This is a genomic window from Vibrio sp. 10N.247.311.51 (assembly GCF_041467855.1).
GTDB classification, from domain to species: domain Bacteria; phylum Pseudomonadota; class Gammaproteobacteria; order Enterobacterales; family Vibrionaceae; genus Vibrio; species Vibrio coralliirubri.
In genome coordinates this window covers 125126-148656 of sequence record NZ_JBFSVK010000008.1, presented here as the reverse complement: position 1 = coordinate 148656, position 23531 = coordinate 125126, and the positions used below count along the sequence as shown (strand labels likewise).

The window sequence follows — 23531 nt, the reverse complement described above, 5'->3', positions numbered from 1 at the left end:
AGAAACCATTCACAGACGAGTAAAATCATTAAATATTGCCAGAGCCATCAAAGAGAAGAGGATTGCACCTCCCACTCTGTATCCCATTTCCTGAACTTTTTCAGGCACCGGTTTACGAGTAACGGCCTCAATAGCGAAAAAGAGCAAATGTCCGCCATCAAGCATAGGCAGCGGAACCAAATTAATAATCCCCAAGTTAACACTAATCAGAGCCAAAAAGCCTAAGAAGTAAACCAAACCGTAATCGGCGGTTGTCCCTGCACCTTTGGCTATTGAAATCGGGCCACTCAAGTTATTTAAGCCAACATCACCAACGATGAGCTTCTTAAGCATTGTCAGCGTCAAACCAATGATTTGACCTGTTTTATCAAATGCTTTTCCTACTGACTCAATTACACCAAATTGTAACTCAAAGCGATAATCTTCTGGCCATTCTGCGACTTCTGGAGCAATACCTGCATAGCCGATTGTGGAACCATCAGAAAGCTCGCGGCTTTTTGGCGTCATAACTAATGACTGTTCAGTACCATTTCGTAGGACTACAAGGTCCAAGGGTGTCATCGGGTTTGAACGGATTAACTCAACAACCGACTGCCACTGTTCAATAGGCTGCCCATTAATCTCAACAATTTTGTCGCCAGCTTCTACCCCTGCATCGTATGCCGCACCGTCATCAATGACTTGAGCGAGCACTGTCGATATCTCTGGAGAATACGGTCTAAAGCCCAGCGTTGTCATTGCAGATTCAGTTTCTGGGTTGAATGACCAGTCTGAAATATCCAATGTCATCTGTTGTTCAAAGCCGATATCGTCTTGAGAAGCTACCGTTACAGTCATGGACTGATCACCAATATGCGATATCAAACCCATATTGACTGATTCCCAATCTGCGGTTTTGATTCCCGAAATAGATTTAAGTTCCATTCCAGTTTCAATTCCGGCTTGTGCAGCAATAGATTGCGGAGTAACTTCACCAATTACGGGTTTAACCGCCGGCACGCCAATCAAAAATACAAGCCAATAGGCAAAGACGGCAAAGATAAAGTTAAATGCAGGACCTGCACCAACTATCGCCGTTCTTTTCCACAATGGCTTCTTATCAAAAGCGTATTGTTGCTCGTCTTCAGAAAGGTCGTCTACACGACCATCAAGCATCTTAACGTAGCCGCCCAATGGAATGACAGACAAGCTGTACTCTGTGCCATCACGGCCAACTTTGCTCCAGATTGATTTACCAAAACCAATCGAGAATTTCTCAACTTTCACACCACAACGACGAGCAACCCAGAAGTGTCCAAACTCATGAACAGCGACCAGAATACCAAGCGCTACAATAAAGGATGCGAAGTTCCACAGAATTCCACTCATGCTAGCTGCTCTTTAATAAATTGATTGGCTAATTGACGAGACATATTATCGAGCTCGAGGAGGCTTTCCAAGCTATCTAAGCCCTCAGAGTTATGTTGTTCACATACTTTGCTCATAACATGCTCGTTAATGACGGCAATATCGGTAAATTTCACTCGATTGTTCAAGAAAGCATCGACTGCAATTTCGTTTGCTGCGTTAATTGCGGTTGTAGCATGCTGACCTAAGTAACATGCTTCAATCGCTAATCTTAAACATGGGTAACGGCTAAAATCGGGTTCTAGGAAAGTAAGCTCGCCCACTTTGGTGAAATCCAGAGGCTTAACACCCGCTTCAGTGCGCTCAGGGTAAGACATCGTCAAAGCGATTGGCGTCGCCATGTCAGGTTCGCCCATTTGAGCAAGCACAGAGCCATCCTTGTACTGGACCATAGAATGAATCACAGACTGAGGATGAATAATCACTTTCAACTGCTCTTGAGAGGCATTAAATAACCATTTAGCCTCAATGTACTCTAAGCCCTTATTCATCATAGTCGCTGAATCGACCGAGATCTTAGGACCCATAGACCAGTTAGGGTGTGCGATAGCTCGTTCTGGAGTTACCGACTCCAGCTCAGCAACGTCCGTATAACGGAAAGGGCCGCCAGAACCCGTCAAGAGAATATGGTTGATACCGTTCTCTTCTAAATCACAACGGCCTAGGTTAGTTTGTACGTTTTGAGGCAAACATTGAAAGATAGCATTATGTTCACTATCAACTGGAAGTAGTTCAGCGCCGTACTTTGCTACCGCATCGATAAACAACTGTCCAGACATCACCAAGGCTTCTTTATTAGCAAGCAAAATACGCTTACCAGCCTTAACCGCAGACATAGTAGGAAGTAAACCTGCCGCACCAACAATCGCAGCCATTACCGTATCCACGTCCTCTAGAGAAGCAACCTGACACATGCCTTCAGTGCCTGAAAGTACTTTTACGTTAGGGTAACTCGCGGACAACACTTCAGTCAGTTGAGACGCTGCATCAGGGCAAGCCATAGCAACATAGCTTGGTTGCCACTTTTCAACTAGCGCCAGCATCTTTTCAACATTCGAGCCTGCAGCCAGTGCAACCACTGAATAGAGCTCTGGGTTTTGCTCAACGACTTTTAGTGTACTTGCACCAATTGAGCCGGTGGCGCCAAGAATAGTTAGATTTCGCATCACATATGACCGTAGAAATGTAATAAAGGGCAGAATCACTGCCCTTTTTTATTAGAATGCTAAATAAAGCAGAGCAAAGACAGGGAATGCAGCCGTTAAGCTATCTATTCTATCTAGTATACCACCATGACCAGGAATCAGATTACTGCTGTCTTTCACTCCAGAAACACGCTTAAACATGCTTTCAACAAGGTCACCTAGAACAGAAATAACAACGGTCACAAGGGTAATAACAATCATGTGAAGTGGGCTTGTGAATTGGATGTCAAACAAGTCAGCAAAGATCCAAGCCACGAACACCGCAGTAATAATGCCACCAATAAGACCTTCAATCGTCTTATTCGGGCTTACCGCTGGTGCCATTTTACGCTTACCAAAACTCTTTCCTGAAAAATAAGCACCGCTATCCGCCGCCCAAACAAGCAAGCAAACAAACATCACCAGTTTTGCACCGTGGTAAGGATCAACATCGATACCGTTAGCACGCAGGATAACCACACTCCAGAAGAATGGCAGCAGAGTCAGCACACCAAAGGCGTGACGAAGAAGAGAAGAGTCTTTCCATGCAGGCATAGACTTAGGATAAGTCACCGCCATGCCACTCGCGATTACCCACCAAATTGAGCCAATCGTTAGAATAGCGTAGTGAGCAGTAGACAAGTTATTAAGGCTAAATGCATCAAAAGGGATAAAAGCAAAACTTGCAGCACTAACTACAACCGTTGGAATCAACGCTGAATAACGCGATTTGCTTTCAACAAACTGAGTCCACTCCCAAAAACCCAATAGCGAGATTACCGCTAGTGAAAGAATAAATGTAGGAAGTGATAACTCGAAAATACCTAGAATAACTAGGGGAGCTAAAATCAACGCCGTAATAATTCGTTGTTTCAAACCAAAAAATCCTTATTAACTGTCCATCAGAGCTTTAATTTGCTCACCGGTGCATCCAAAACGACGCTCACGGTTTACAAACCAAGTCACAGCTTCTACTAAGCTGTCTTCATTAAAGTCTGGCCAGAATTGTTCAGTGAAATACATTTCGGCGTAAGCCAACTGCCAAAGCATAAAATTACTAATGCGGCATTCGCCACTGGTACGGATAAGTAGATCGACTTCAGGAATATCTGCCATTGTCAGGTGCTGTGTAATCATAGCTTCATCAATGTCATCTACATTAATATCACCAGACTTTACCTGTTGAGCAATAGAGGTCATTGCTTGCTGAATATCCCACTTACCGCCGTAGTTAGCTGCAATATTAATAACCATACCCGTATTGGTGCTAGTCAAAGCTTCCGCTTCTTCTATCTTCTTTTGTAGTCGATCATTGAAACGACTTTTATCACCAATAACACGAAGTTGTAGATTATTTTTATGAAGCTTTTTTACTTCACTCGACAGCACTGAAATAAACAGCTCCATCAAGATACCGACTTCTTCTTCAGGACGACGCCAGTTTTCGCTACTAAATGCAAAAAGAGTAACGGCTTTAATGCCAAGTCTGGCTGCAGAAGAGATAGTTTTACGAACGGCTTGAACACCGTTTTTATGGCCAAAGACGCGAGGCTTACCCTGAGCTTTTGCCCAGCGACCATTACCATCCATAATGATAGCAATGTGTTTAGGAAGAGAGTCTGTGAACGCTTGAGAATTATGCATAAAAGAGTGAATCAAATTCTAATAGTCGAACAGAGTAGCATAAAAAAACGCTGCACCGTGAGTACAGCGTTTTTCCGGAAAGAAAAGAATATGGAAAATTAAACTTCCATCAACTCTTTTTCTTTAACAGCTAGAACTTCGTCTACGTTCTTAACCGCAGCGTCAGTTAGCTTTTGAATTTCGTCTTGTGCTTTACGATCTTCATCTTCAGAGATTTCTTTATCTTTAAGAAGTGCTTTTAGATCGCCATTCGCGTCACGACGGATGTTACGGATAGCAACACGGCCACCTTCAGCTTCGCCACGAACGATTTTAACTAGGTCTTTACGACGCTCTTCCGTTAGCGGTGGAAGTGGAACACGGATAACTGTACCCGCAGACATAGGGTTTAGGCCTAGGTCAGATGTCAGGATTGCTTTTTCAACTAGAGGAGTCAGTGTTTTATCAAACACTGTAATAGCTAGTGTACGTGCATCTTCAGCGATAACGTTAGCTACTTGAGTCAAAGGCGTTGGAGCACCGTAGTACTCAACAGTAAGACCAGAAAGTAGGCTCGGGTGCGCACGGCCTGTACGAATCTTTTGCAGGCTGTTTTTTAGTGCATCAACACTTTTTACCATGCGCTCTTGAGCGTCTTTTTTGATTTCGTTAATCACAATTTCACCTTGATTATGTTCTTTCTTCAAGAAAGCTTTTTATTTGGAGTGATAAGGATAAGCGTACCAAGGTACAACACCTCAGTAAGCCCGAAAAATTAGTCAGCGTCGCTGATTAATGTACCTTCAGTTTCACCCATAACCACGCGACGTAGTGCGCCTGGTTTATTCATGTTAAATACACGGATTGGCATTTTGTGATCACGTGCTAGCGTAAATGCAGCCAAGTCCATTACTTTAAGTTCTTTATCAAGAACCGTGTTGTAAGACAACGTATCATACAACTCTGCGTCTGGGTTTGCTACAGGGTCAGAAGTAAATACACCATCTACTTTTGTCGCTTTTAGAACTACGTCAGCTTCGATTTCGATACCACGTAGACATGCAGCAGAATCCGTAGTGAAGAATGGGTTACCCGTACCAGCAGAGAAGATCACAACGCGACCTTGACGTAGTTGGCTAATTGCGTCTGCCCAGTTGTAGTCGTCACACACACCTTTAAGAGGGATTGCAGACATTACACGTGCGTTTACGTAAGCACGGTGAAGAGCGTCACGCATTGCAAGGCCGTTCATTACCGTTGCAAGCATACCCATGTGGTCACCAACAACGCGGTTCATACCTGCTTCAGCAAGGCCTGCACCACGGAAAAGGTTACCGCCACCGATAACAACGCCTACTTGAACACCTAGTTCAACCAATTCTTTCACTTCTTGAGCCATACGATCAAGGATCGTCGGGTCAATACCAAAACCTTCTTCGCCTTGTAGTGCTTCACCGCTAAGTTTTAACAGAATACGTTGATACGCCGGTTTAGGGTTCGTAGTCATGGAGTTTACCTTCCAAAGAGTTGATGATTAACAGTCATGGATAAAAACTGAATAGCTCAGTTTGCATTCATAACAGCTAAAAAATAATTCACTATTCATAAAAAGACCGCAGCATTTGCCACGGTCTCTTTTCAAACAATACGCTAAGGATTAACCTTTTTGTACCGCTGCAACTTCGTCAGCAAAGCTCATTTCAGCTGCTTTCTCGATGCCTTCACCAACTTCTAGACGTACGAAGTTAGATACTGAAGCGCCTTTCTCTTTAAGGATAGCGCCAACAGTTTGCTTAGGCTCCATGATGAAAGCTTGACCAGTTAGAGAGATTTCGCCCGTGAATTTCTTCATACGGCCAACAACCATTTTCTCTGCGATTTCAGCTGGTTTGCCTTCGTTCATAGCGATTTCAACTTGAACTGCTTTTTCTTTCTCAACTACGTCTGCAGGTACGTCTTCTGGGTTTAGGAACTCAGGACGTGATGCAGCAACGTGCATTGCAACGTGCTTAAGAGTTTCAGCTTCGCCTTCACCAGCAACAACAACACCGATTTTCTCGCCGTGACGGTAAGAAGCTAGTGCAACACCTTCAACGAATTGTACGCGACGGATGTTGATGTTTTCACCGATTTTAGTTACTAGTGCGATACGCGCTTCTTCAAATTTAGCTTGAAGATCAGCGATTTCTAGACGTTCTGCTAGAGCAACTTCAGCAACTTCGTTAGCGAATGCAAGGAAACCTGCATCTTTAGCTACGAAATCAGTTTGGCAGTTAACTTCAAGAAGAGCAGCTGCGCCGTTTGCTTCTTTGATGATGATTGCGCCTTCAGCAGCAACGTTACCAGCTTTCTTAGCTGCTTTTGCTGCGCCAGATTTACGCATGTTTTCAATTGCTAGCTCGATGTCGCCTTCAGCAGCAACAAGCGCTTTTTTACATTCCATCATGCCCGCAGCTGTGCGTTCACGAAGTTCTTTAACTAGAGCTGCAGTTACAGTTGCCATTCTCTATTCCTCAGTAAATTCTAAAAAAGATAAAAAACAGGGGCCTAATTAATTGGCCCCTGATATTGACTGTATTCAGTCCGTTAAGCCATCGATTATGACCGCTTAATATGAACTAAATATGGCTCAGAGCCGCTATTATTCAGCTTCTACAAAACCGTCTTTTTCAGCAGCTACAGCAGCAACATCTTTGTTGCGACCTTCTTTAACCGCGTCTGCAGCAGCGTTTAGGTAAAGCTGTACTGCACGGATTGCATCATCGTTACCTGGGATAACGAAGTCAACGCCGTCTGGGTTAGAGTTAGTATCAACTACAGCGTAAACTGGGATACCTAGGTTGTTTGCTTCTTTAACTGCGATGTGTTCGTGATCAGCATCGATTACGAATAGAGCGTCTGGAAGGCCGCCCATGTTCTTGATACCACCAAGAGATTTCTCTAGCTTCTCCATTTCACGAGTACGCATTAGAGCTTCTTTCTTAGTAAGCTTGTCGAAAGTACCGTCTTGAGCTTGCGCTTCAAGTTCTTTCAGACGCTTGATAGACTGACGAACAGTTTTGTAGTTCGTTAGCATACCGCCTAACCAGCGGTTGTTAACGTAGAACTGGTTGCTGTTGATAGCAGCTTCTTTAACAGCTTCAGATGCAGCGCGCTTAGTACCAACAAAAAGAACTTTACCTTTCTTCTCACCAACTTTAGCGATTTCAGCTAGAGCTTCGTTGAACATTGGTACAGTTTTTTCTAGGTTGATGATATGTACTTTGTTACGAGCACCAAAGATGAATGGCTTCATTTTTGGGTTCCAGTAACGAGTTTGGTGACCGAAGTGAACACCAGCTTTAAGCATATCGCGCATTGATACAGTTGCCATTTTAAAATCCTCTATGGGGTTAGGCCTCCACATCCCCCATGAATCCGACCCCTAACAACTAACCACTTTTCAGCCGTTATCTGTGTTGTTGAGGCACCCCGGAACATGTGTCGGAATGTGTGTGATTTAAAGAAATAAGTTAGTGGACATAAAGCTTGTTTCGCCAATTGGAGAAAACAGTCCTGATGTCCGGCGCGCTTTATACCATATTTTGTCTATCTATGGCTAGAAAAAATTCTAAAAATGGCGACTGCTATACTGATCCCTATCGGCGAATTTCACCTATAAATAGTGTCGCTATTCATTCACTTCAGGCTCAATAAATCGCTCACGATTCACTCACGTTGAACAGTATCCACCAGCAATGTATGGACATGGGAATGTTGCGCTAAAATGCTGCACTGATAGAATAGCCCCAATATGCACACTTAGGTGCTACCAAATTAAGAGATATGCAATGGCTGTAAAAATTAAAACTGCTGAAGAAATTGAAAAAATGCGCGTCGCCGGCAAGCTGGCTTCTGAAATTCTAGAGATGATTGAACCTCACATCCAAGTAGGTACAACGACAGAAGAGCTAAACCAAATCTGTCACGAGTACGCTCTAGAAAGAGGCGCATACTCAGCACCACTTGATTACCACGGTTTCCCTAAGTCAATCTGTACGTCTATCAACCACATTGTGTGCCACGGCATTCCAGCATCACAAGATGAGACTGGCAGCACAGGTCAATTCAAACCTGCGGTACTAAAAGATGGCGACATTCTTAACGTTGATATCACGGTAATCATTCCTGATGACGAAAACGCTGATCTAAGCGTTCGTCCACAAGGTTACCACGGTGACACATCTAAGATGTTCCTAGTGGGTGAGGTTTCACCAGCAAACAAGCGTCTGTGCATGGTTGCTCAAGAAGCACTTTACGAAGGCATGCGCCAAGTTAAGCCAGGTGTTCAACTTGGTCAAATCGGTACTGCTATCGAGAAGTACATCAAAACAAACAACAAGAACAACCCACGCGCTAAGTTCTCTATTGTTAAAGATTACTGTGGTCACGGCATTGGTTCTGAATTCCACGAAGATCCACAAGTGGTTCACTACAAGAACAGCGATCGCACAGTGCTAAAAGCAGGCATGTGCTTCACTATCGAGCCAATGATCAACGCGGGTAAGTTTGGCTGTCGTCTTGATGACGAAGATAGCTGGACAGTATACACAGCAGACAGCAAGAACTCGGCTCAATGGGAGCACACTCTGGTTGTAACTGATACTGGTTGTGAAGTACTAACACTGCGCAGCGATGATACAATCCCACGTATCATGAAGAACGCTTAGTTCACCGAACTGAACGCACCAGCCTTTTAAAAATATCCTCGCATTGTCGAGGATATTTTTTTATCCACTCAATTTCGATTTTCCATCAGCTTCTGTTAAATTGTTTACTATTCTCATTTGCTTGCACGGATAGCAGACTATGCCTTATCAATGCCCTCTTACGTTCAATGACGAACAAATTGAAATCTGCGAATTAAAAAATCAGCTCGAGATCTTCACGCAGTATCAAAAAAATGAATTTCTGAACCACCACCCCGTCACCGATTTGGTTCTACTGCGCTCCGAATACATGGATTTACTTCTCAATCGTTTGTGGGAAAGTTTCGGGTTCAACAAACTGCCTCATATTTCACTTGTCGCTGTGGGCGGTTATGGTCGCGGCGAACTACACCCTTTGTCCGATATTGATATTCTTATCGTCTCGCAAAAAACATTGCCACCAGCGCTCGGCGAGAAAGTCAGCCAATTCATCACCCTACTCTGGGATCTAAGATTAGAAGTCGGCCACGCCGTGCGCACCATTGCCGAATGTCTGGAAATCGGCATTGATGATTTAACCGTTGCGACCAACCTACAAGAGTCGCGATTGTTGTGTGGCAGTGAAGACACCTTCCAAGAACTAAAACTGAAGATTCATTCCGATTCATTTTGGCCAAGTGAAACCTTCTACAAGGCTAAGATTCAAGAACAGAGAGAGCGTCACGCTCGCTACCACGACACCACTTACAATCTAGAGCCGGACATTAAATCGACTCCAGGCGGACTCAGAGACATCCATACCCTGAGCTGGGTTGCGCGTCGCCATTTCGGTGCGACCTCTTTGTTAGAGATGAGCAAATACGGCTTTCTAACCGATGCGGAGTATCGTGAATTAGTTGAGTGCCAAGATTTCCTATGGAGAGTTCGTTTTGCACTGCACATTGAACTGCGCCGTTACGACAACCGCCTCACCTTTGCCCATCAAGCTCAAGTCGCTGAACATCTGGGTTACAGTGGTGAAGGCAACCGTGGTGTTGAGATGATGATGAAGGAGTTCTACCGAACCCTTCGTCGTGTTGCTGAACTGAATAAGATGCTGCTTAAACTGTTCGATCAAGCGATCATCAATGGCGGTCAAACCCAAGACGCTGAGATTCTAGACGATGACTTCCAACGTCGAGGTTCGTTGATCGAAGCGCGCAAGCCTGCCCTATTCCAAGCAAGACCAGAAACCATTCTCGATATGTTTATCCATATCGCCAATGACTCGACTATCGAAGGGGTTAGTCCCCCAACATTGCGACAACTGCGAACGGCACGCCGTCGATTGAACCGATTCCTGCATACTATTCCCGAAGCTCGTGACAAGTTTATGGATCTAGTTCGCCACCCTAATGCTCTGCACAAAGCCTTTAGCTTAATGCACAAATTGGGCGTACTCTCGGCGTACTTACCACAATGGAGCCAGATCGTTGGTCAGATGCAGTTTGACCTATTCCATGTTTACACCGTGGATGAACACAGTATCCGCCTGCTCAAGCACATAAACCGCTTTGGTCAAATCGAAAACCACGATAAGCACCCTATCTGTTGTGAAGTGTACCCGCGCGTACAGAAGAAAGAGTTGCTGATCCTTGCCGCTATCTTCCATGACATCGGCAAAGGCCGCGGCGGAGATCACTCTGAGATAGGTGCAGTTGAGGCTTACTCTTTCTGTATTGAACACGGGCTATCGAAGCCTGAAGCCAAACAAGTCGCGTGGCTAGTTCAAAATCACCTGCTGATGTCAGTAACAGCTCAACGTCGTGACATCTACGATCCAGATGTGATCACCGAATTCGCCAAAAAAGTGCGTGATGAAGAATCACTCGAGCTACTGGTTTGCTTAACCGTTGCCGATATCTGTGCGACTAACCCTGAATTATGGAACAGTTGGAAACGAACCCTGTTAGCTGAGCTATTCCACTCAACGCAGCGCGCACTGCGCCGGGGCTTGGAAAACCCAGTCGATGTCAGAGACCGTATTCGTCACAATCAACAAATGGCATCAGCACTGCTGCGTAAAGAAGGCTTCACCGCTCGTGAGATTGAAGTGCTATGGCAACGTTTTAAAGCTGATTACTTCTTACGTCACACACATAAACAAATCGCTTGGCACTGTGAGCACTTACTTCGCCTAGAAGACCCAAGCCAGCCTTTAGTCTTGATCAGTAAGAAAGCGACACGTGGTGGTACTGAGGTGTTCGTTTACTGTAAAGACCAAGCAGCACTGTTTGCGACCGTGGTTGCCGAACTCGACAGACGTAACTTTAACGTTCATGACGCGCAGGTCATGGTCAGCAAAGATGGTCATGTTTTGGATACCTTTATCGTACTAGACCAACATGGTGAAGCCATTGATGAAGCAAGACACAAAGCCGTTGCTAAGCATCTGACTCATGTATTGGCTGATGGCCGACCAACTAAGATTAAGACACGTCGCACGCCACGTAACTTGCAACACTTTAAGGTCAAAACCTTAGTTGAGTTCCTACCAACCAAGAGCAAGAAACGCACCTTGATGGAGTTAAGAGCCCTTGATACGCCGGGGTTATTGGCTCAAGTCGGTGCAACCTTTGCGGAGCTAGACATCAACTTACACGGTGCCAAAATCACCACCATAGGTGAGCGAGCAGAGGATCTGTTTATTCTGACCAGTGAAGCAGGTGGAAGACTGTCTGAAGAACAAGAACAGGCGCTAAGAGAGCGATTAACCGAGCACGTTTCTGAACTGGCACCTTAGAAAGCGAATTCAGTTTAAAAGCAGGTTTAATAACCAAATAAGTGTGGGTAAAGATAGAGAGCGATCTTGCCCACAACTTACAATCAATTCACAGATATCAACTATCTAGCTCGTCGTTAGGCTGCTACATTGATCAAGTCAATTACATAAAAGTATTACATTCATAACCTAGAGGTCGCTTATGTATCCAAACCTCACTGGCTTAGGTATCCACGAACCTAAACAGATTGAACGTTACTCCCTTCGCCAAGAAGCGCACAAAGATATCCTGAAGATTTACTTTCGTAAGCAGAAAGGTGAACTGTTCGCGAAAAGCGTTAAGTTTAAGTACCCACGACAAGTAAAAAGTGTGCTTGTTAGCGGTGGCAATAATCAATACAAAGAAGTGACAGAGATTAACCGCAACCTCACTCTTGTGATTGATGAGCTCAACAAGATCACCAAACCGACGCCAACAGCTGAGGTGGATGTGAAGCAGAAGATCCTTACCGACTTACGCCATCTAGAGAAAGTGGTATCAAGTAAGATCGCTGAGATCGAAGCCGATCTAGAAAAGCTAAAATGATCCCGCGACGAACTATTACTGTTAACTAACCAACATTAGTTATGCCGTTAAGGTTATACAGATACAAAAAGGGCTGATATCACTATCAGCCCTTTGTTTTTTATTCTATTTTCTCTATTCACTTAGACTCGCGATGCTTAAAACACGCGTGACTTACTTAGACAAGCAAGTTTGAGCATCGATTAAGTTAGTATCCCACTCAAAGGTTTCAAACAACCTTAGCCAAGTTTCATCCAGGTTGGCTTTCATCACCAACTCTTCTTTTGTGAAAGGATGGATAAAGCGAAGCTCAGAAGCGTGCAACAACAAGCGGTGCGAATCTAAATCATCACGGAACAGTCGGTTGTGCTTACCATCACCATGTGAGGTATCACCGACAATCGGATGTCTTAGATGAGCCATGTGACGACGCAGCTGATGTTTGCGACCTGTCTTTGGCATCATCTCAACCAAACAGTAGCGGCTCGTAGGAAAGCGTCCTGTTGAATATGGCACTTCTACTTTTGCTAGCGGTTCATAGACTGTTACAGCCTCTTGCGCTTCTTTGTCTTCTTTCGCGAACTTATCTGCGATCTTATCCAGCTCAACCTTAAGTGCATAATCGAGCGTATCGCCCTCTTCTATCCAACCACGGACAATCGCATGATAGGTTTTTTGCATCTCATGATTAGCGAACATTGGCATCACCTGTGAAGCAACCTCACTCGACAACGCAAATACCAACACACCCGATGTCGGTCTGTCTAAGCGGTGTAATGGAAATACATGCTGACCAATTTGATCGCGCAATGTCTGCATAACAAATTGCGTTTCGTGTTTATCCAACCATGAACGATGCACTAGCATGCCAGCAGGCTTATTCACCGCGACAAAATACTCATCTTGATAAATGATCTCTAACATTACGCGCATACCTCATCAATGCTCTGAATCGTCACTAGCAGTTCGACTTTGTCTGCCTCATTTTTCCACACTTCACCAAAATAAGGATGGATAGCAAAGCCCTTAGGTAACGGCATTTTCGCATCCATCATTGCGTTGATCTTAACGATAAAGATCCACTGCAACCACTCTTCTGGCTGTAGAGAATCAATAGCAAAAGGCTCTACGCTCGCCAGAGCTTCCTCCGAAGGCGGAAACGCGCTCCATAGGGAGCATTGGCGCATTTGTTGTTCTAATTGTTGAAGTAAAAGAGGTAACTTTGTGGCTGCTGTCATTTTTCACCAAGTTATTTATCTAGTGACCTTGAAATTGGGGCATAGAGTACCATCTATTTAGGAAAGAAAGTTAGGAGCTTTATTACTATGGAAACGATTCACACGCTCACTCAGTTACTAAAGAATAGCGGTTGCCAATACGATATCTACGACCTAGGTCGCCGTATCCAGAAGATCGACAACACCTTATTCTCTGATGTTGAGCAAGGGAAACAGCCGTACCCATTTCCACTTCAGAAACAAGCTCACTTAGCGATTAGCTACTGGAACGAACACAAGCAGCCTTGGATCTGGTTCCTAAAATTTAAACTGGACGAAAGAGGCCTATTACATCAAGGTGATGTCGGCAATTTCCTTAAGTTTGTTATCGAAGCGATGGGCACACGTTTGAACGGTGAGATCAGCGAAGAGCAACAACAAAAGCTGTCTAACAACCCATATACTTTCAAGCCTTCAGAAGACAAAATGGCCGTGTTCCATAGCCAAGTAAGAGCAGGTTTAGACCTTGCAACGAGCCAATACTACGAACACGCTCAACACTACTTCACAGGCGAACTCGGTTGGGACAACTGGAAAACCGTTGGCCTACAAGGCATCACTGATATGTGTGCTCGCTTAGGCAGCCAACAAAATGGTGTCGCGATTCGCAAAGCATTGAACAAACTGCCATCAGAACCTCTATACGCAACACTCGGGGCGCTGGAGCACACGCAAATCAATGACAAGCTCGCTCAACGCTTACAAGAAATGGCAGAGAATGAGATTAACAGTCAAGAGCCAGATCTGTTCTTACTGTCAGCACTAGTACGTGCCCTTTCTGGCGCAGAGCAAAGCACAACCAACGCCGTAATTAACCAAGTTCTGGCTAGCCCACGCTTAAGCCATCAAGAGGTGTTAATTGGTTTGGCTGGTCGTAGCTGGCACGCACTGCAAGATCCATCGATTGCTGAGCAATTCTTGTTACGCCTCGCACAAACAGGCAACCAGAACCTATTCAATCAGTTATTTGCAGATTTAGTGATGATTCCGGCACTGAGAATGGTATTTTTACCATTATTGAACTCGAACCCATCACCAGAGCTCGCCAATGCACTTGTTGAATTACAACAAGCGGCTAAGTCGCAATAGATACCAGACAGAACCGATCAATAGCTCGTAAGAAAAAGCTCAAATCACGAACGGAATAGAGAGATAAAAGGAAGTATGGATTAAATGATAGATAACTTATTGGCTATTTTGATGCTGTGCTTCTTTTGCTTTCTGTTTTGGCAGCAGCGCAGGCAATCCGAGCTTGCGAAAGCTGCCATTGCGAGAAAATGTAAAGAGCTCGACCTACAGCTATTAAGTGTTGCCTTTAATGGTCATAAACTTAAGATGCGCCATGAGCTCACCACCATTTGGCGCTGGCACACCGTGTATCAATTTGAGTTTTCAGCGTTGGGTGATGACCTATACCAAGGGAAACTGACCATGGTAGGCTTCCGTTCTATGCGGTTTGAGCTACAGCCTCATAGAATGTAACGTCGCAATACTCGGTATAACCATATTCATGATAAGGGCCAAACTGATCTTGTTTGGTCTCTTTAAATGCAAAACCTAATTTTTCTAATAGCTTAATCGATGGGTTGTGGCCGACATTCACAGTCGCAACAACATTCGTTAGACGCTCTTCAAAACGCACTAAACTGAAGAAAGGCTTTAGTACCTCACTAGCAAAACCTTGATTCCAGTATTCTTTATCCAAAATAAAGCCAAGTTCATGCTTACCCTTTTCCGATGAAACAAAGACATGTCCAAGATATTCACGGGTTTGGTTGTGGATTATCGCGCGGCAAAAGCCTACGTTATCTTGCAGTATTTCTTGAAAGAGATGCTTCGCAGAGGCGACAGAGTGAGGTCCATTCATTTCAGCACGATTAATGGGGCAGCAATTTAACTTGATAAAGTCGAGTTCTAGCTGTTCAGTATAAGGTACCAACAGCGTTCTTGAGGTTGCTATCGTCATAAAACACTCCTTGTGTTGACCATTAGCAGAAAAGCAGATGTTGCGCTCTTAGATGAAAAAGCTCTCGATTAAAAAGAGCCTCCTAGACAGAGAAAGCCTCAGGAAAAGAAAAGCCCCGACACCGAAGTGTCAGGGCTAGGGTCTTACTCGCAGCAGTCCGGCTACTAATTAATGCTCCATGCATCATCCATAATAGTGGCTGTAATCCTTCAGCTCTTTCCTTTACTTCGCCGTCCTAGCGGTGTCCAATCATCCTGAAAGCTAACAATCCTAGTTAGCGCACATCACTTGTTCCGTGAGCGGTGTCCTTTACATCGTCCTGATGCTAATCCAACCCTTTAATCCTAAAGGTGTCCATTGTCATTCCGTTGCAGCTAACTTCCTGTTAACTGACTGTATCCCTACAATGTCCTTACGCTCCATGCTTGATCACTCAATCCTAAGTAACCAAATCTTCATCCTGAAGATAACCAAATCCTTGGTGCTTTCCTGTTCCGTGTCAGAATCCTTCCGACAAGGTTTAATTTACGCGATTTAGGATTTCGGACAATAGATTTGTATCACACTTTGAATTCAATAAAGTTGTTAACTATATAAAACAATTAAAATTCAACATCTTAACTATATGCACATCAATCTCTCTAGCGATGTATTCGTGTTATCTCACAGCCTTTGTAAGAGATCTCTCACAAGCCATGGGCGGTTTTATGATTCGCTATCATTCACCAGAGCGAGTAAAATGACTAAAGACTAAAAATGGAGGTCAACATGCTGACAAAAGATGTTTCTGAAGAGTTGAAATCAGTGCTTGAAGGACTGCAAGCGCAAGGGAAAGAGCCGACAGTTGCTTTAGTTAAGGCTCGTATGAGCACATCCGTTCCGATGCCCGCTTTAATCACGACTATCAAGAGCTGGAAAAGCGCAAATCGCGTTCCTAAAGTTGAAGTCGCGACACAAGAAGAGCCGGCACTTGATCGTGTTAGCCAGCTAGAAAAGCAAATCCTTGAACTCACCGCTCGCGTTGCTACGCTTGAAGCCAAGTTAACTGAGCAATAAGTTGACCGATAAATAAGCTAACAGAGAAATAGAACACTATGAAGATATGGGTTGATGCGGACGCTTGTCCAAAGGTTATCCGAGAAACAATCGTACGCGCAGCTGAGCGCACAGGGGTTGAATGTACCTTTGTGGCAAACCATCTGGTTCCCGTTCCTAAACGCAATAACATTCACTCAATTCAAGTGCCAAGCGGGTTTGATATTGCTGATGATGAAATCGTAAAGCGCACTGAACCCGGCGATCTTGTGATTACATCCGATATCCCTCTGGCTGACGAAGTGATCACCAAAGGTGGGCAAGCCCTCAGTTCTCGTGGCGAGCTTTACACCAAAGAGACCATCAAAGCGCGCCTGAATATTCGTGACTTTATGGATACCATGCGCTCAAGTGGCATCCAAACGGGTGGACCAAGTGCCCTTTCTCAAACCGACCGTCGTGAGTTTGCCAACCACCTCGATCGCCTGCTAGCCAAACGTTAACCACAGCCTTCCTAATGACGACACCTTTGATCGTCGTTTCTTAATAGCTGTAGTCCCGATGAAATTTTAATCGACATACTCCGTTCTTGATATTTATTACAATAACGGAGTATTGATTATGGTTCGTCGAATCACCCTCTCGCTATCCATTCTTTTTTGCAGCACTCAACCTTCCTTTGCCGATGAAAGTTTTGCTGGTAAAGGCTTTGCCGATAAAGACCTTGCCAGTAAAGAGTTTGGAATCATCGGAGGCAGCATCACCTATGGTGAAAGTGTTTTCTCCACTAAAAGTGCCCCTCAATTTGGCGCGACACCCAACCTATTCTACTCAGGACCAAAAGGCTTTATTGATGGCAGCTTAGCCAATTTGCAACTGCTCCCTTACTTAGGGTTATCTGGAAATTGGCGTTTTGCTGAAGTGTCAGACACTTTTGTCGACCTACCCAACGGCATTCAAGACAGAGATGGTAATGGGGAGCTGGGGATAACGTTAGGTACGGTTGGCGCACGCCTCACCTACTTACACGATGTGACTTCAGAACATAACGGCTACGAAGTTCAGCTTCACTTAGGCAGAACATTAGAAACCTGGACGCAGCCATTCACCATTACGCCCTACCTAGAAATCGATTATCGTGACAAGAAACTGTCCAATCACCTTTATGGTATTTCTAACACCGAATCTTCTGCCTCAGGGTTAAACCAGTTTGATGCAGGGTCTACCTTTGTTTATCAAACGGGGTTAATCGGGCTCTATGAGTTCACGCCAACTTGGATTGGTATTTCTCGAGCAGACTTAATTCATCACGACAGCGACAGCGCGTTGATACAACGAGATTTAGGCTGGTCATTTGAATTTGGGGTCACCTATCGTTTCGCCGGATTATGAGTTTACTCGTCCAAATAAAAGCGCACATCTATTTTACATGCACCATTTTGAAATCAGTCAAGATGGTGCTCCAAGCCTTATCCCAACAACGATATACACTTAACACATATCAGATATTGAAACGGATCATTACCTCCTCGTAGCACAGACATAGATACTCCCTCTTTTAGTGAACACATGAGTGCACCATGCTACGTAAAACAACGACTATTTTTGGCTCGTTGCAATGGATCTGCTCCCTGCTCCTTGGATTCTCTTCTACTTCTTTAGCGCAAGAAGATACCGTTATCCCCTCAACACCAGACAACAAAGATAACGGATTATTTTCACTGCTTGGGGGCCCGGCTTACATGCCAGAAACTGGCTTTATGCTTGCCATCGGTGGATTGTACTCATTTAACACAACACCTGAACAACCGAGTAAAACTCAACGATCTTCCATCACATTAGTGGGTATCGCCAATGAGATGGATAGCGGCGTCGGTTTTGGTGTTCGTTCTAAACAAAAAATATTTTCTCCACAGAATAAACTGCGCTACTTCGGCCAATTATCGATGGGCAAACAAAGCTTGTACTATTTCGGTACTGGTTATCAGTCAGGGGTCAATAACGGTAAAGATGAAGAGAACTTAGTCGACTATGACTTCGCCACCTACAACGCCGATCTCGGAATACACTTGGGTAACAACATTTACCTGGGGCCAATACTTCGCCTGCAGTACAAAAAGGCGATTGAAGAATCTATTTCATCAAACGTCGCTCAAGATACCGATTTTATCTACGGTCAAGATAACCCATTCACGCTAGGGGTCGGTGTAGCCTTACAATGGGATACCCGTGACATCGCAGTAAATGCACGTCAAGGTCAGTTTCTGAGCCTTGAATATGCGAGCTACCAAGACAACTTTGGCAGTGATTCCAATTTTGAAAAAGCTGAAGCTGATTACCGTCTGTACTGGACACCAATCAAAGGCTCCACCTTGGCTTTTCTCAATACTGCAAACTTCAGCGCAGGCGACGTTCCTTATTACGAACTGCCAACCTTTGGAGGCCAAGATTCCATGCGTGGCATCTATTACGGACGCTACCGTGATATGCACAGCGTCGAGCACACCATGGAGTATCGCCAGTCATTTATGAGTAATGGTGATTACACCAAACACGGCTTTACGATGTGGGCCGGTCTAGCAACAACGGCTGAAAACACCAATGACCTGTATCAGGATAAAATTTACAGCTATGGCGTTGGCTATCGTTATGAACTCCAACCTCGTATGAACGTTCGTGTCGACCTCGGCTTTGGCTCCAATGATGCACAAGGCCTTTATCTGTCGATCAACGAAGCGTTTTAAGAGGTCACCATGACAAAGTTAATAACGTTAAGTGCGGTTGTCGCATTGGCTATCGGCGCAACGTCTAGTTGGGCAGAGGAAAGTGCACGAGTCGATTTTCCTGATGCCGAAACACAGCAGAAGCTCAATAAGAAGTGGGAACACGCTTTACCTTTTCATGCCCAAAAGGCCATTGATCTCGGTTATGCCCTGCCTCTACCATTTTCTCTTTCATTCATCGGTAACGCTTCTGCGCAAAATATCGAAATGTATGATTTGGGCGTGCAAGTCGGCGACGTAAATTTAGGAGACAGATACGATCTTTCGCAGGTGTCATTTGGCGATCCTGAAATCGAGAGCAAAAGCATGCAACTGCGCGCTGCGGCTTGGGTGTTTCCCTTCCTACAAATGGGCGTACATGTCGGGCGTTTCTCGGGTGGTACTCAATTAACAGCTGAAATACCGACCTCACTCTTTAAAGCTTGCGACAAACAGTCAAATTTACCCATTTGCTCTAAAGAATCCATCAACACTCCAGAGTTTTACCCGGATGTGGAAGGCACAAACTGGGGATTTTCGATGAATATTGTCGGTCAGGTTGGAGATTTCACATATGTGCTTCCGGCTAGTATGACGCACTCTCGCACCGACGATGAGCGTACAAATACCAAAACCATGTTGTTCAGCCCTCGAGTTGGCCAACTTATTCAAACTGAAAACTGGGGTAACATTTTCCCCTATGTGGGTGCCGCTTACATGCACAGTGAAGGGTTAACGCAAGAAAACAACGCGCTAGGTGTGGAGGGGTTGTCGTATCAGTTATCTCAGCAAAGCGCAGAAGACTACTCTGCGATAATAGGAGCAAATTGGAATATCACAAAAACTTACGGAGCAAACCTTGAGTTCATTGGCGGCCCGGGCAGAAAAATCGTCAATGTCATCATGACTTACTCCTACTAGTTCCCGGCGGCATAACGAAAAAAAACCTGCGATAAACGCAGGTTTCGTTGTTCTCTATACGAGAGCTATCTGTAAGCAAGAATTGTCTTTAGGAACGAGCCATTTATAGACAAATCTGAACCTTAAGACTAAGGCGTGTAGTACGTTGCAGCACCTGGGCCTACTGGTAGACCAAATACGAATACCCAAACGTAGAACATTAAGCTCCAACCAACCAAGAATACGATTGAGTATGGAAGCATAGTTGCAATCAGAGTACCGATACCTAGGTTCTTCATGTAACGCGTCGCTACAGCAAGGATAAGACCGAAGTAGCTCATCATTGGAGTAATGATGTTGGTTGTTGAATCACCGATACGGTAAGCCGCTTGAATCGTTTCAGGCGCGTAACCTACTAGCATTAGCATTGGAACGAAGATTGGCGCTGTTACTGCCCACTGAGCAGAAGCTGAACCGATCATCAGGTTAATGAAGCCACACATTAGGATGAATGCGAAGAACAACATTGGACCTGTTAGGCCGATATCTTGTAGGAAAGTAGCACCTGCAACTGCGAATACTTGACCGAAGTTAGTCCACTTGAAGAAAGCAACAAACTGAGCAGCGAAGAACACAAGTACGATGTACATGCCCATTGAAGACATAGACTTAGACATTGCATTGATTACATCACGGTCTGTTTTCATTGTGCCGGTAACTTTACCGTAAACAAAACCAGGAACTGCGAAGAATACGAAGATGAACGCTACGATACTTTTCAGGAATGGAGAACCTGAAACCGTACCTGCTGCTGAACGTAGAACACCATCAGCTGGAACAATCGTCCAAGCAAGAAGCGCTGAAACCGCTAGCACTGCGATACCCGCAAGCTTAAGGCCTTTCTTCTCAACGTCTGTTAGTTTGCCCATTGAATCATTTGATAAATCTTCAGACGCTTCTTCGTCATTGTATTTACCCAGTTTTGGTTCAACAATCTTCTCAGTTACAAATGCACCTGTAATCGCGATGAAGAAAGTAGAAACAAACATGAAGTACCAGTTTGATTCAGGACCAACGCTGTAAGTCGGGTCGATCATTTGTGCTGCTGTTTCTGTGATACCAGAAAGCAGTGGGTCAACCGTACCGATTAGAAGGTTTGCAGAGTAACCACCAGATACACCAGCAAATGCTGCCGCTAGACCTGCTAATGGGTGACGACCCAAAGAGTGGAAAAGCATTGCTGCAAGCGGGATAAGTACTACATAACCAAGCTCTGAAGCCGTGTTAGAGATAATACCGGCAAAAACTACGGTTACCGTAACCATGCGCTTAGATGCGCCCATTACCATGCCACGCATCGCCGCAGATAATAGACCTGAGTGCTCAGCAATCGCTACACCTAGCATTGCAACAAGCACGGTACCTAATGGCGCAAAGCCAACAAAGTTTGTCACTAGATTAGTAACAATGAGCTGTAAGCCTTCAGCATTAAGTAAGCTTACAACGTAGATCATGCCGTCAGCAGCACGACCTGGAGCACCTTCTGGACGAGGGTCCATAACAGACACATCAAAATATCCTGCGATACCTGAAGTAACTAGAATAGCGACACAGAAGATTGCGAAAAGAGTGATCGGGTGGGGTAATAGGTTCCCCAAATATTCAACACCATCGAGAAAACGGGTAAAAATAGGTTTCTTTGGCGAGTTGTTTTTTATTGAAGCTGATGAACTCATCAGTTCCCTCCTTGTAGTGATTCCTATGCAATTGTGACAAAAATGTTCAAATTGCCAGCGAAGGGTACGCGACAAAATTATCAATTAGAAATTTAAAATGTTACAAAATGTGTAACAAACGGCGATTTTTAACTCTATTTGAACAATTAATTAGCAAATAAATCTACATTAAATACAAAATCTAGATTTATAATTCACAAATACACATTCACTACAAATATAACTGATAATATAACCCATTGATTCACTTGAAAATAAAACACGCCATACTCTAAGTTAATACGCAATATTCTGTCAGGTTCTTCTCGAGGGAAAAGAAAAACAGACAAATGAATGAAGTTTGACTTTCCCCTCGTTTTTACACTCGCGTCACATCAATTTGACTGACTATTTCTGAACCGCTTTGAATCTCGGATTGGTTTTGCAGATAACATAATGACGACCTCTGCGCTTTACTATCTGGCAATCAGGATGGCGACTTTTCGCACTTTTAAGTGATTTCACAACTTTCATTCTATTTCGCTCCCTTACCTAATTGACCAAAACGACGAGTGAAGTTCGCAACACGTCCTTCTTTATGTAGCACTCGTTGTTTACCCGTATAGAAAGGATGCGACTTTGACGACACCTCAATCGTGAAGTAAGGATAAGTATTGCCGTCTTCCCATTCGATAGTACGGTCTGTTTTTAGCGTTGAGCCGATTAAGAAGTACTCATCGACACTGGTGTCATGAAAAACCACGGGACGGTAATCTGGATGGATATTCGGTTTCATTGTATTTCCCTTAAATAACTAATTTGATATGTTATAACATTTCAAATGATAATTATTATCAAAAGAAAAACAAGCGATTTTATGATATTTTTCCGTCTTAATCGTAATCAGAGAACACCCAACTATGTACACCATTGAACCTGTTGGCTTTATTGAGTCTCCTTATAAAGAGAAGTTCGCTGTGCCAAGACAGCCTAGGTTGGTACCCACATCCACCTCAAGAGTCAGGTTGGTTGATGCAGCAAACTGCCTTGAGTCTGTTCGTGATATCGAGCAATTTAGCCATGTTTGGTTACTATTTCTGTTCGACAAGAACCTTGAAGCAGGCTGGAAACCAACTGTGAGGCCACCTCGCCTTGGCGGGAATGAACGTATTGGTGTATTCGCGTCTCGTGCCACTTTCAGACCGAATGGAATTGGCATGTCTGCGGTTGAACTAAAAGGTGTGTCTCAAGAAAAAGGACAAACTTGGTTGGATCTCGGCAGCGTCGACTTAGTAGACGGTACACCGATCATCGACATCAAGCCTTATATCCCCTACTCAGATTCGATTCCGGATGCATTGGGAGGGTTCGCCGCCGACGAACCAGAGGTGCTCGACGTTAACTTTTCGCAGCAAGCGCAAAGTAAGCTCGCAAGCCATCCACAAGCGCGCCATATCATTCAGGTGATCAAAGAAGTATTAGGCCAAGACCCTCGCCCTGCCTATAAGAAAGGTAAGCCTGACAACAAAGAATATGCGGTAAATTTGTTCGATCTTAACGTGAAATTCGTGGTTGAAACGCTTTTCATCAATGTAACTGACATTGAACGCTTTTGAGATCCCAAATAGGCTGATATTATATGCGGCTA

General features: G+C 44.4%; 25 protein-coding genes. 11 read left to right on the top strand and 14 right to left on the bottom strand.

What is annotated here, in order from left to right; translation table 11 throughout:
- Positions 1 to 9: 9 nt before the first annotated feature.
- From rseP to rpsB, 8 genes are all read right to left on the bottom strand, one after another.
- Entirely contained in the window at positions 10 to 1368 is a 1359-nt protein-coding gene (rseP, locus tag AB6E85_RS09945) for a sigma E protease regulator RseP (RefSeq protein ID WP_048616174.1), read from the bottom strand.
- Positions 1365 to 2573 (bottom strand): 1-deoxy-D-xylulose-5-phosphate reductoisomerase, encoded by a 1209-nt coding sequence (gene ispC, locus AB6E85_RS09940; RefSeq protein ID WP_372142477.1) that lies wholly within the window; start codon positions 2571 to 2573, stop codon positions 1365 to 1367. Before ispC ends, rseP begins: the two co-directional genes overlap by 4 nt.
- 51 nt (positions 2574 to 2624) lie before the next feature.
- Positions 2625 to 3467 (bottom strand): phosphatidate cytidylyltransferase, encoded by an 843-nt coding sequence (locus tag AB6E85_RS09935; protein WP_372142475.1) that lies wholly within the window; start codon positions 3465 to 3467, stop codon positions 2625 to 2627.
- Between the two features lie 15 nt (positions 3468 to 3482).
- Positions 3483 to 4235, bottom strand: a complete 753-nt coding sequence (locus AB6E85_RS09930) for an isoprenyl transferase (RefSeq protein WP_017063364.1) — start codon at positions 4233 to 4235, stop codon at positions 3483 to 3485.
- A gap of 98 nt (positions 4236 to 4333) precedes the next feature.
- Complete coding sequence (gene frr / locus AB6E85_RS09925; protein ID WP_017060741.1) at positions 4334 to 4891, bottom strand: ribosome recycling factor; 558 nt, start codon at positions 4889 to 4891, stop codon at positions 4334 to 4336.
- A gap of 98 nt (positions 4892 to 4989) precedes the next feature.
- Complete coding sequence (gene pyrH, locus AB6E85_RS09920; protein ID WP_017630771.1) at positions 4990 to 5721, bottom strand: UMP kinase; 732 nt, start codon at positions 5719 to 5721, stop codon at positions 4990 to 4992.
- 150 nt (positions 5722 to 5871) lie between these two features.
- Complete coding sequence (tsf, locus tag AB6E85_RS09915; RefSeq protein ID WP_048606678.1) at positions 5872 to 6717, bottom strand: translation elongation factor Ts; 846 nt, start codon at positions 6715 to 6717, stop codon at positions 5872 to 5874.
- Between the two features lie 138 nt (positions 6718 to 6855).
- Complete coding sequence (gene rpsB / locus AB6E85_RS09910) at positions 6856 to 7587, bottom strand: 30S ribosomal protein S2 (RefSeq protein WP_032547152.1); 732 nt, start codon at positions 7585 to 7587, stop codon at positions 6856 to 6858.
- A gap of 457 nt (positions 7588 to 8044) precedes the next feature.
- Between rpsB and map the strand changes: the two genes are divergently transcribed.
- The 3 genes from map (at position 8045) to AB6E85_RS09895 (ending at position 12249) form a co-directional block, all read left to right on the top strand.
- Positions 8045 to 8923 (top strand): type I methionyl aminopeptidase, encoded by an 879-nt coding sequence (gene map / locus AB6E85_RS09905; protein ID WP_048612219.1) that lies wholly within the window; start codon positions 8045 to 8047, stop codon positions 8921 to 8923.
- Between the two features lie 139 nt (positions 8924 to 9062).
- Positions 9063 to 11684, top strand: coding sequence for a bifunctional uridylyltransferase/uridylyl-removing protein GlnD (glnD, locus tag AB6E85_RS09900; protein WP_372142473.1), 2622 nt, complete (start codon positions 9063 to 9065; stop codon positions 11682 to 11684).
- A 181-nt stretch (positions 11685 to 11865) separates the two neighbouring features.
- Entirely contained in the window at positions 11866 to 12249 is a 384-nt protein-coding gene (locus AB6E85_RS09895) for a DUF3461 family protein (protein ID WP_004734354.1), read from the top strand.
- Between the two features lie 153 nt (positions 12250 to 12402).
- Here AB6E85_RS09895 and truC read toward each other — a convergent pair whose 3' ends face one another.
- Positions 12403 to 13152: a tRNA pseudouridine(65) synthase TruC gene (gene truC, locus AB6E85_RS09890; RefSeq protein WP_017060745.1), complete on the bottom strand. Its 750-nt coding sequence runs from the start codon at positions 13150 to 13152 to the stop codon at positions 12403 to 12405.
- Entirely contained in the window at positions 13152 to 13466 is a 315-nt protein-coding gene (locus AB6E85_RS09885) for a YqcC family protein (RefSeq protein ID WP_372142472.1), read from the bottom strand. Before AB6E85_RS09885 ends, truC begins: the two co-directional genes overlap by 1 nt.
- 87 nt (positions 13467 to 13553) lie before the next feature.
- On the opposite strand from AB6E85_RS09885, the gene AB6E85_RS09880 reads away from it, so the two are divergent.
- Together AB6E85_RS09880 and AB6E85_RS09875 are read left to right on the top strand one after the other, a co-directional pair.
- A complete protein-coding gene (locus AB6E85_RS09880) occupies positions 13554 to 14594 on the top strand; it encodes a DUF3549 family protein (RefSeq protein ID WP_050647924.1) in 1041 nt (346 codons plus the stop codon).
- An 84-nt stretch (positions 14595 to 14678) separates the two neighbouring features.
- Positions 14679 to 14987 carry a DUF3301 domain-containing protein gene (locus AB6E85_RS09875; protein WP_050647925.1) on the top strand — a complete coding sequence of 103 codons (309 nt, stop codon included), beginning with the start codon at positions 14679 to 14681 and terminating at the stop codon, positions 14985 to 14987.
- On the opposite strand, the gene AB6E85_RS09870 is transcribed toward AB6E85_RS09875, so the two are convergent.
- Positions 14953 to 15471 carry a GNAT family N-acetyltransferase gene (locus tag AB6E85_RS09870; protein ID WP_372142470.1) on the bottom strand — a complete coding sequence of 173 codons (519 nt, stop codon included), beginning with the start codon at positions 15469 to 15471 and terminating at the stop codon, positions 14953 to 14955. The two genes, AB6E85_RS09875 and AB6E85_RS09870, sit on opposite strands and share 35 nt — an antisense overlap.
- A 768-nt stretch (positions 15472 to 16239) precedes the next feature.
- On the opposite strand from AB6E85_RS09870, the gene AB6E85_RS09865 reads away from it, so the two are divergent.
- From AB6E85_RS09865 to AB6E85_RS09845, 5 genes are all read left to right on the top strand, one after another.
- Positions 16240 to 16527 carry a hypothetical protein gene (locus AB6E85_RS09865; RefSeq protein ID WP_017110392.1) on the top strand — a complete coding sequence of 96 codons (288 nt, stop codon included), beginning with the start codon at positions 16240 to 16242 and terminating at the stop codon, positions 16525 to 16527.
- Positions 16528 to 16565: 38 nt separating this feature from the next.
- Positions 16566 to 17009 (top strand): YaiI/YqxD family protein, encoded by a 444-nt coding sequence (locus tag AB6E85_RS09860; RefSeq protein WP_009847429.1) that lies wholly within the window; start codon positions 16566 to 16568, stop codon positions 17007 to 17009.
- Positions 17010 to 17127: 118 nt separating this feature from the next.
- Positions 17128 to 17898: a MipA/OmpV family protein gene (locus AB6E85_RS09855; protein ID WP_372142468.1), complete on the top strand. Its 771-nt coding sequence runs from the start codon at positions 17128 to 17130 to the stop codon at positions 17896 to 17898.
- 188 nt (positions 17899 to 18086) lie between these two features.
- Complete coding sequence (locus tag AB6E85_RS09850) at positions 18087 to 19250, top strand: BamA/TamA family outer membrane protein (protein ID WP_372142466.1); 1164 nt, start codon at positions 18087 to 18089, stop codon at positions 19248 to 19250.
- A 9-nt stretch (positions 19251 to 19259) separates the two neighbouring features.
- Positions 19260 to 20189: a hypothetical protein gene (locus AB6E85_RS09845; RefSeq protein WP_372142465.1), complete on the top strand. Its 930-nt coding sequence runs from the start codon at positions 19260 to 19262 to the stop codon at positions 20187 to 20189.
- Positions 20190 to 20317: 128 nt separating this feature from the next.
- Here the strand turns inward: AB6E85_RS09845 and AB6E85_RS09840 are convergent, their stop codons facing one another.
- From AB6E85_RS09840 to AB6E85_RS09830, 3 genes are all read right to left on the bottom strand, one after another.
- Positions 20318 to 21904: an AbgT family transporter gene (locus AB6E85_RS09840; RefSeq protein WP_048606691.1), complete on the bottom strand. Its 1587-nt coding sequence runs from the start codon at positions 21902 to 21904 to the stop codon at positions 20318 to 20320.
- A 387-nt stretch (positions 21905 to 22291) separates the two neighbouring features.
- Positions 22292 to 22417, bottom strand: coding sequence for a type B 50S ribosomal protein L36 (ykgO, locus tag AB6E85_RS09835; protein WP_004734365.1), 126 nt, complete (start codon positions 22415 to 22417; stop codon positions 22292 to 22294).
- A 1-nt stretch (position 22418) separates the two neighbouring features.
- The gene (locus tag AB6E85_RS09830) at positions 22419 to 22679 is read right to left on the bottom strand and encodes a type B 50S ribosomal protein L31 (RefSeq protein ID WP_009847432.1); all 261 of its coding nucleotides are present in this window, start codon (positions 22677 to 22679) and stop codon (positions 22419 to 22421) included.
- Positions 22680 to 22803: 124 nt separating this feature from the next.
- On the opposite strand from AB6E85_RS09830, the gene tsaA reads away from it, so the two are divergent.
- Positions 22804 to 23499 (top strand): tRNA (N6-threonylcarbamoyladenosine(37)-N6)-methyltransferase TrmO, encoded by a 696-nt coding sequence (gene tsaA, locus AB6E85_RS09825; RefSeq protein ID WP_050619947.1) that lies wholly within the window; start codon positions 22804 to 22806, stop codon positions 23497 to 23499.
- The last annotated feature ends 32 nt before the right edge of the window (positions 23500 to 23531 follow it).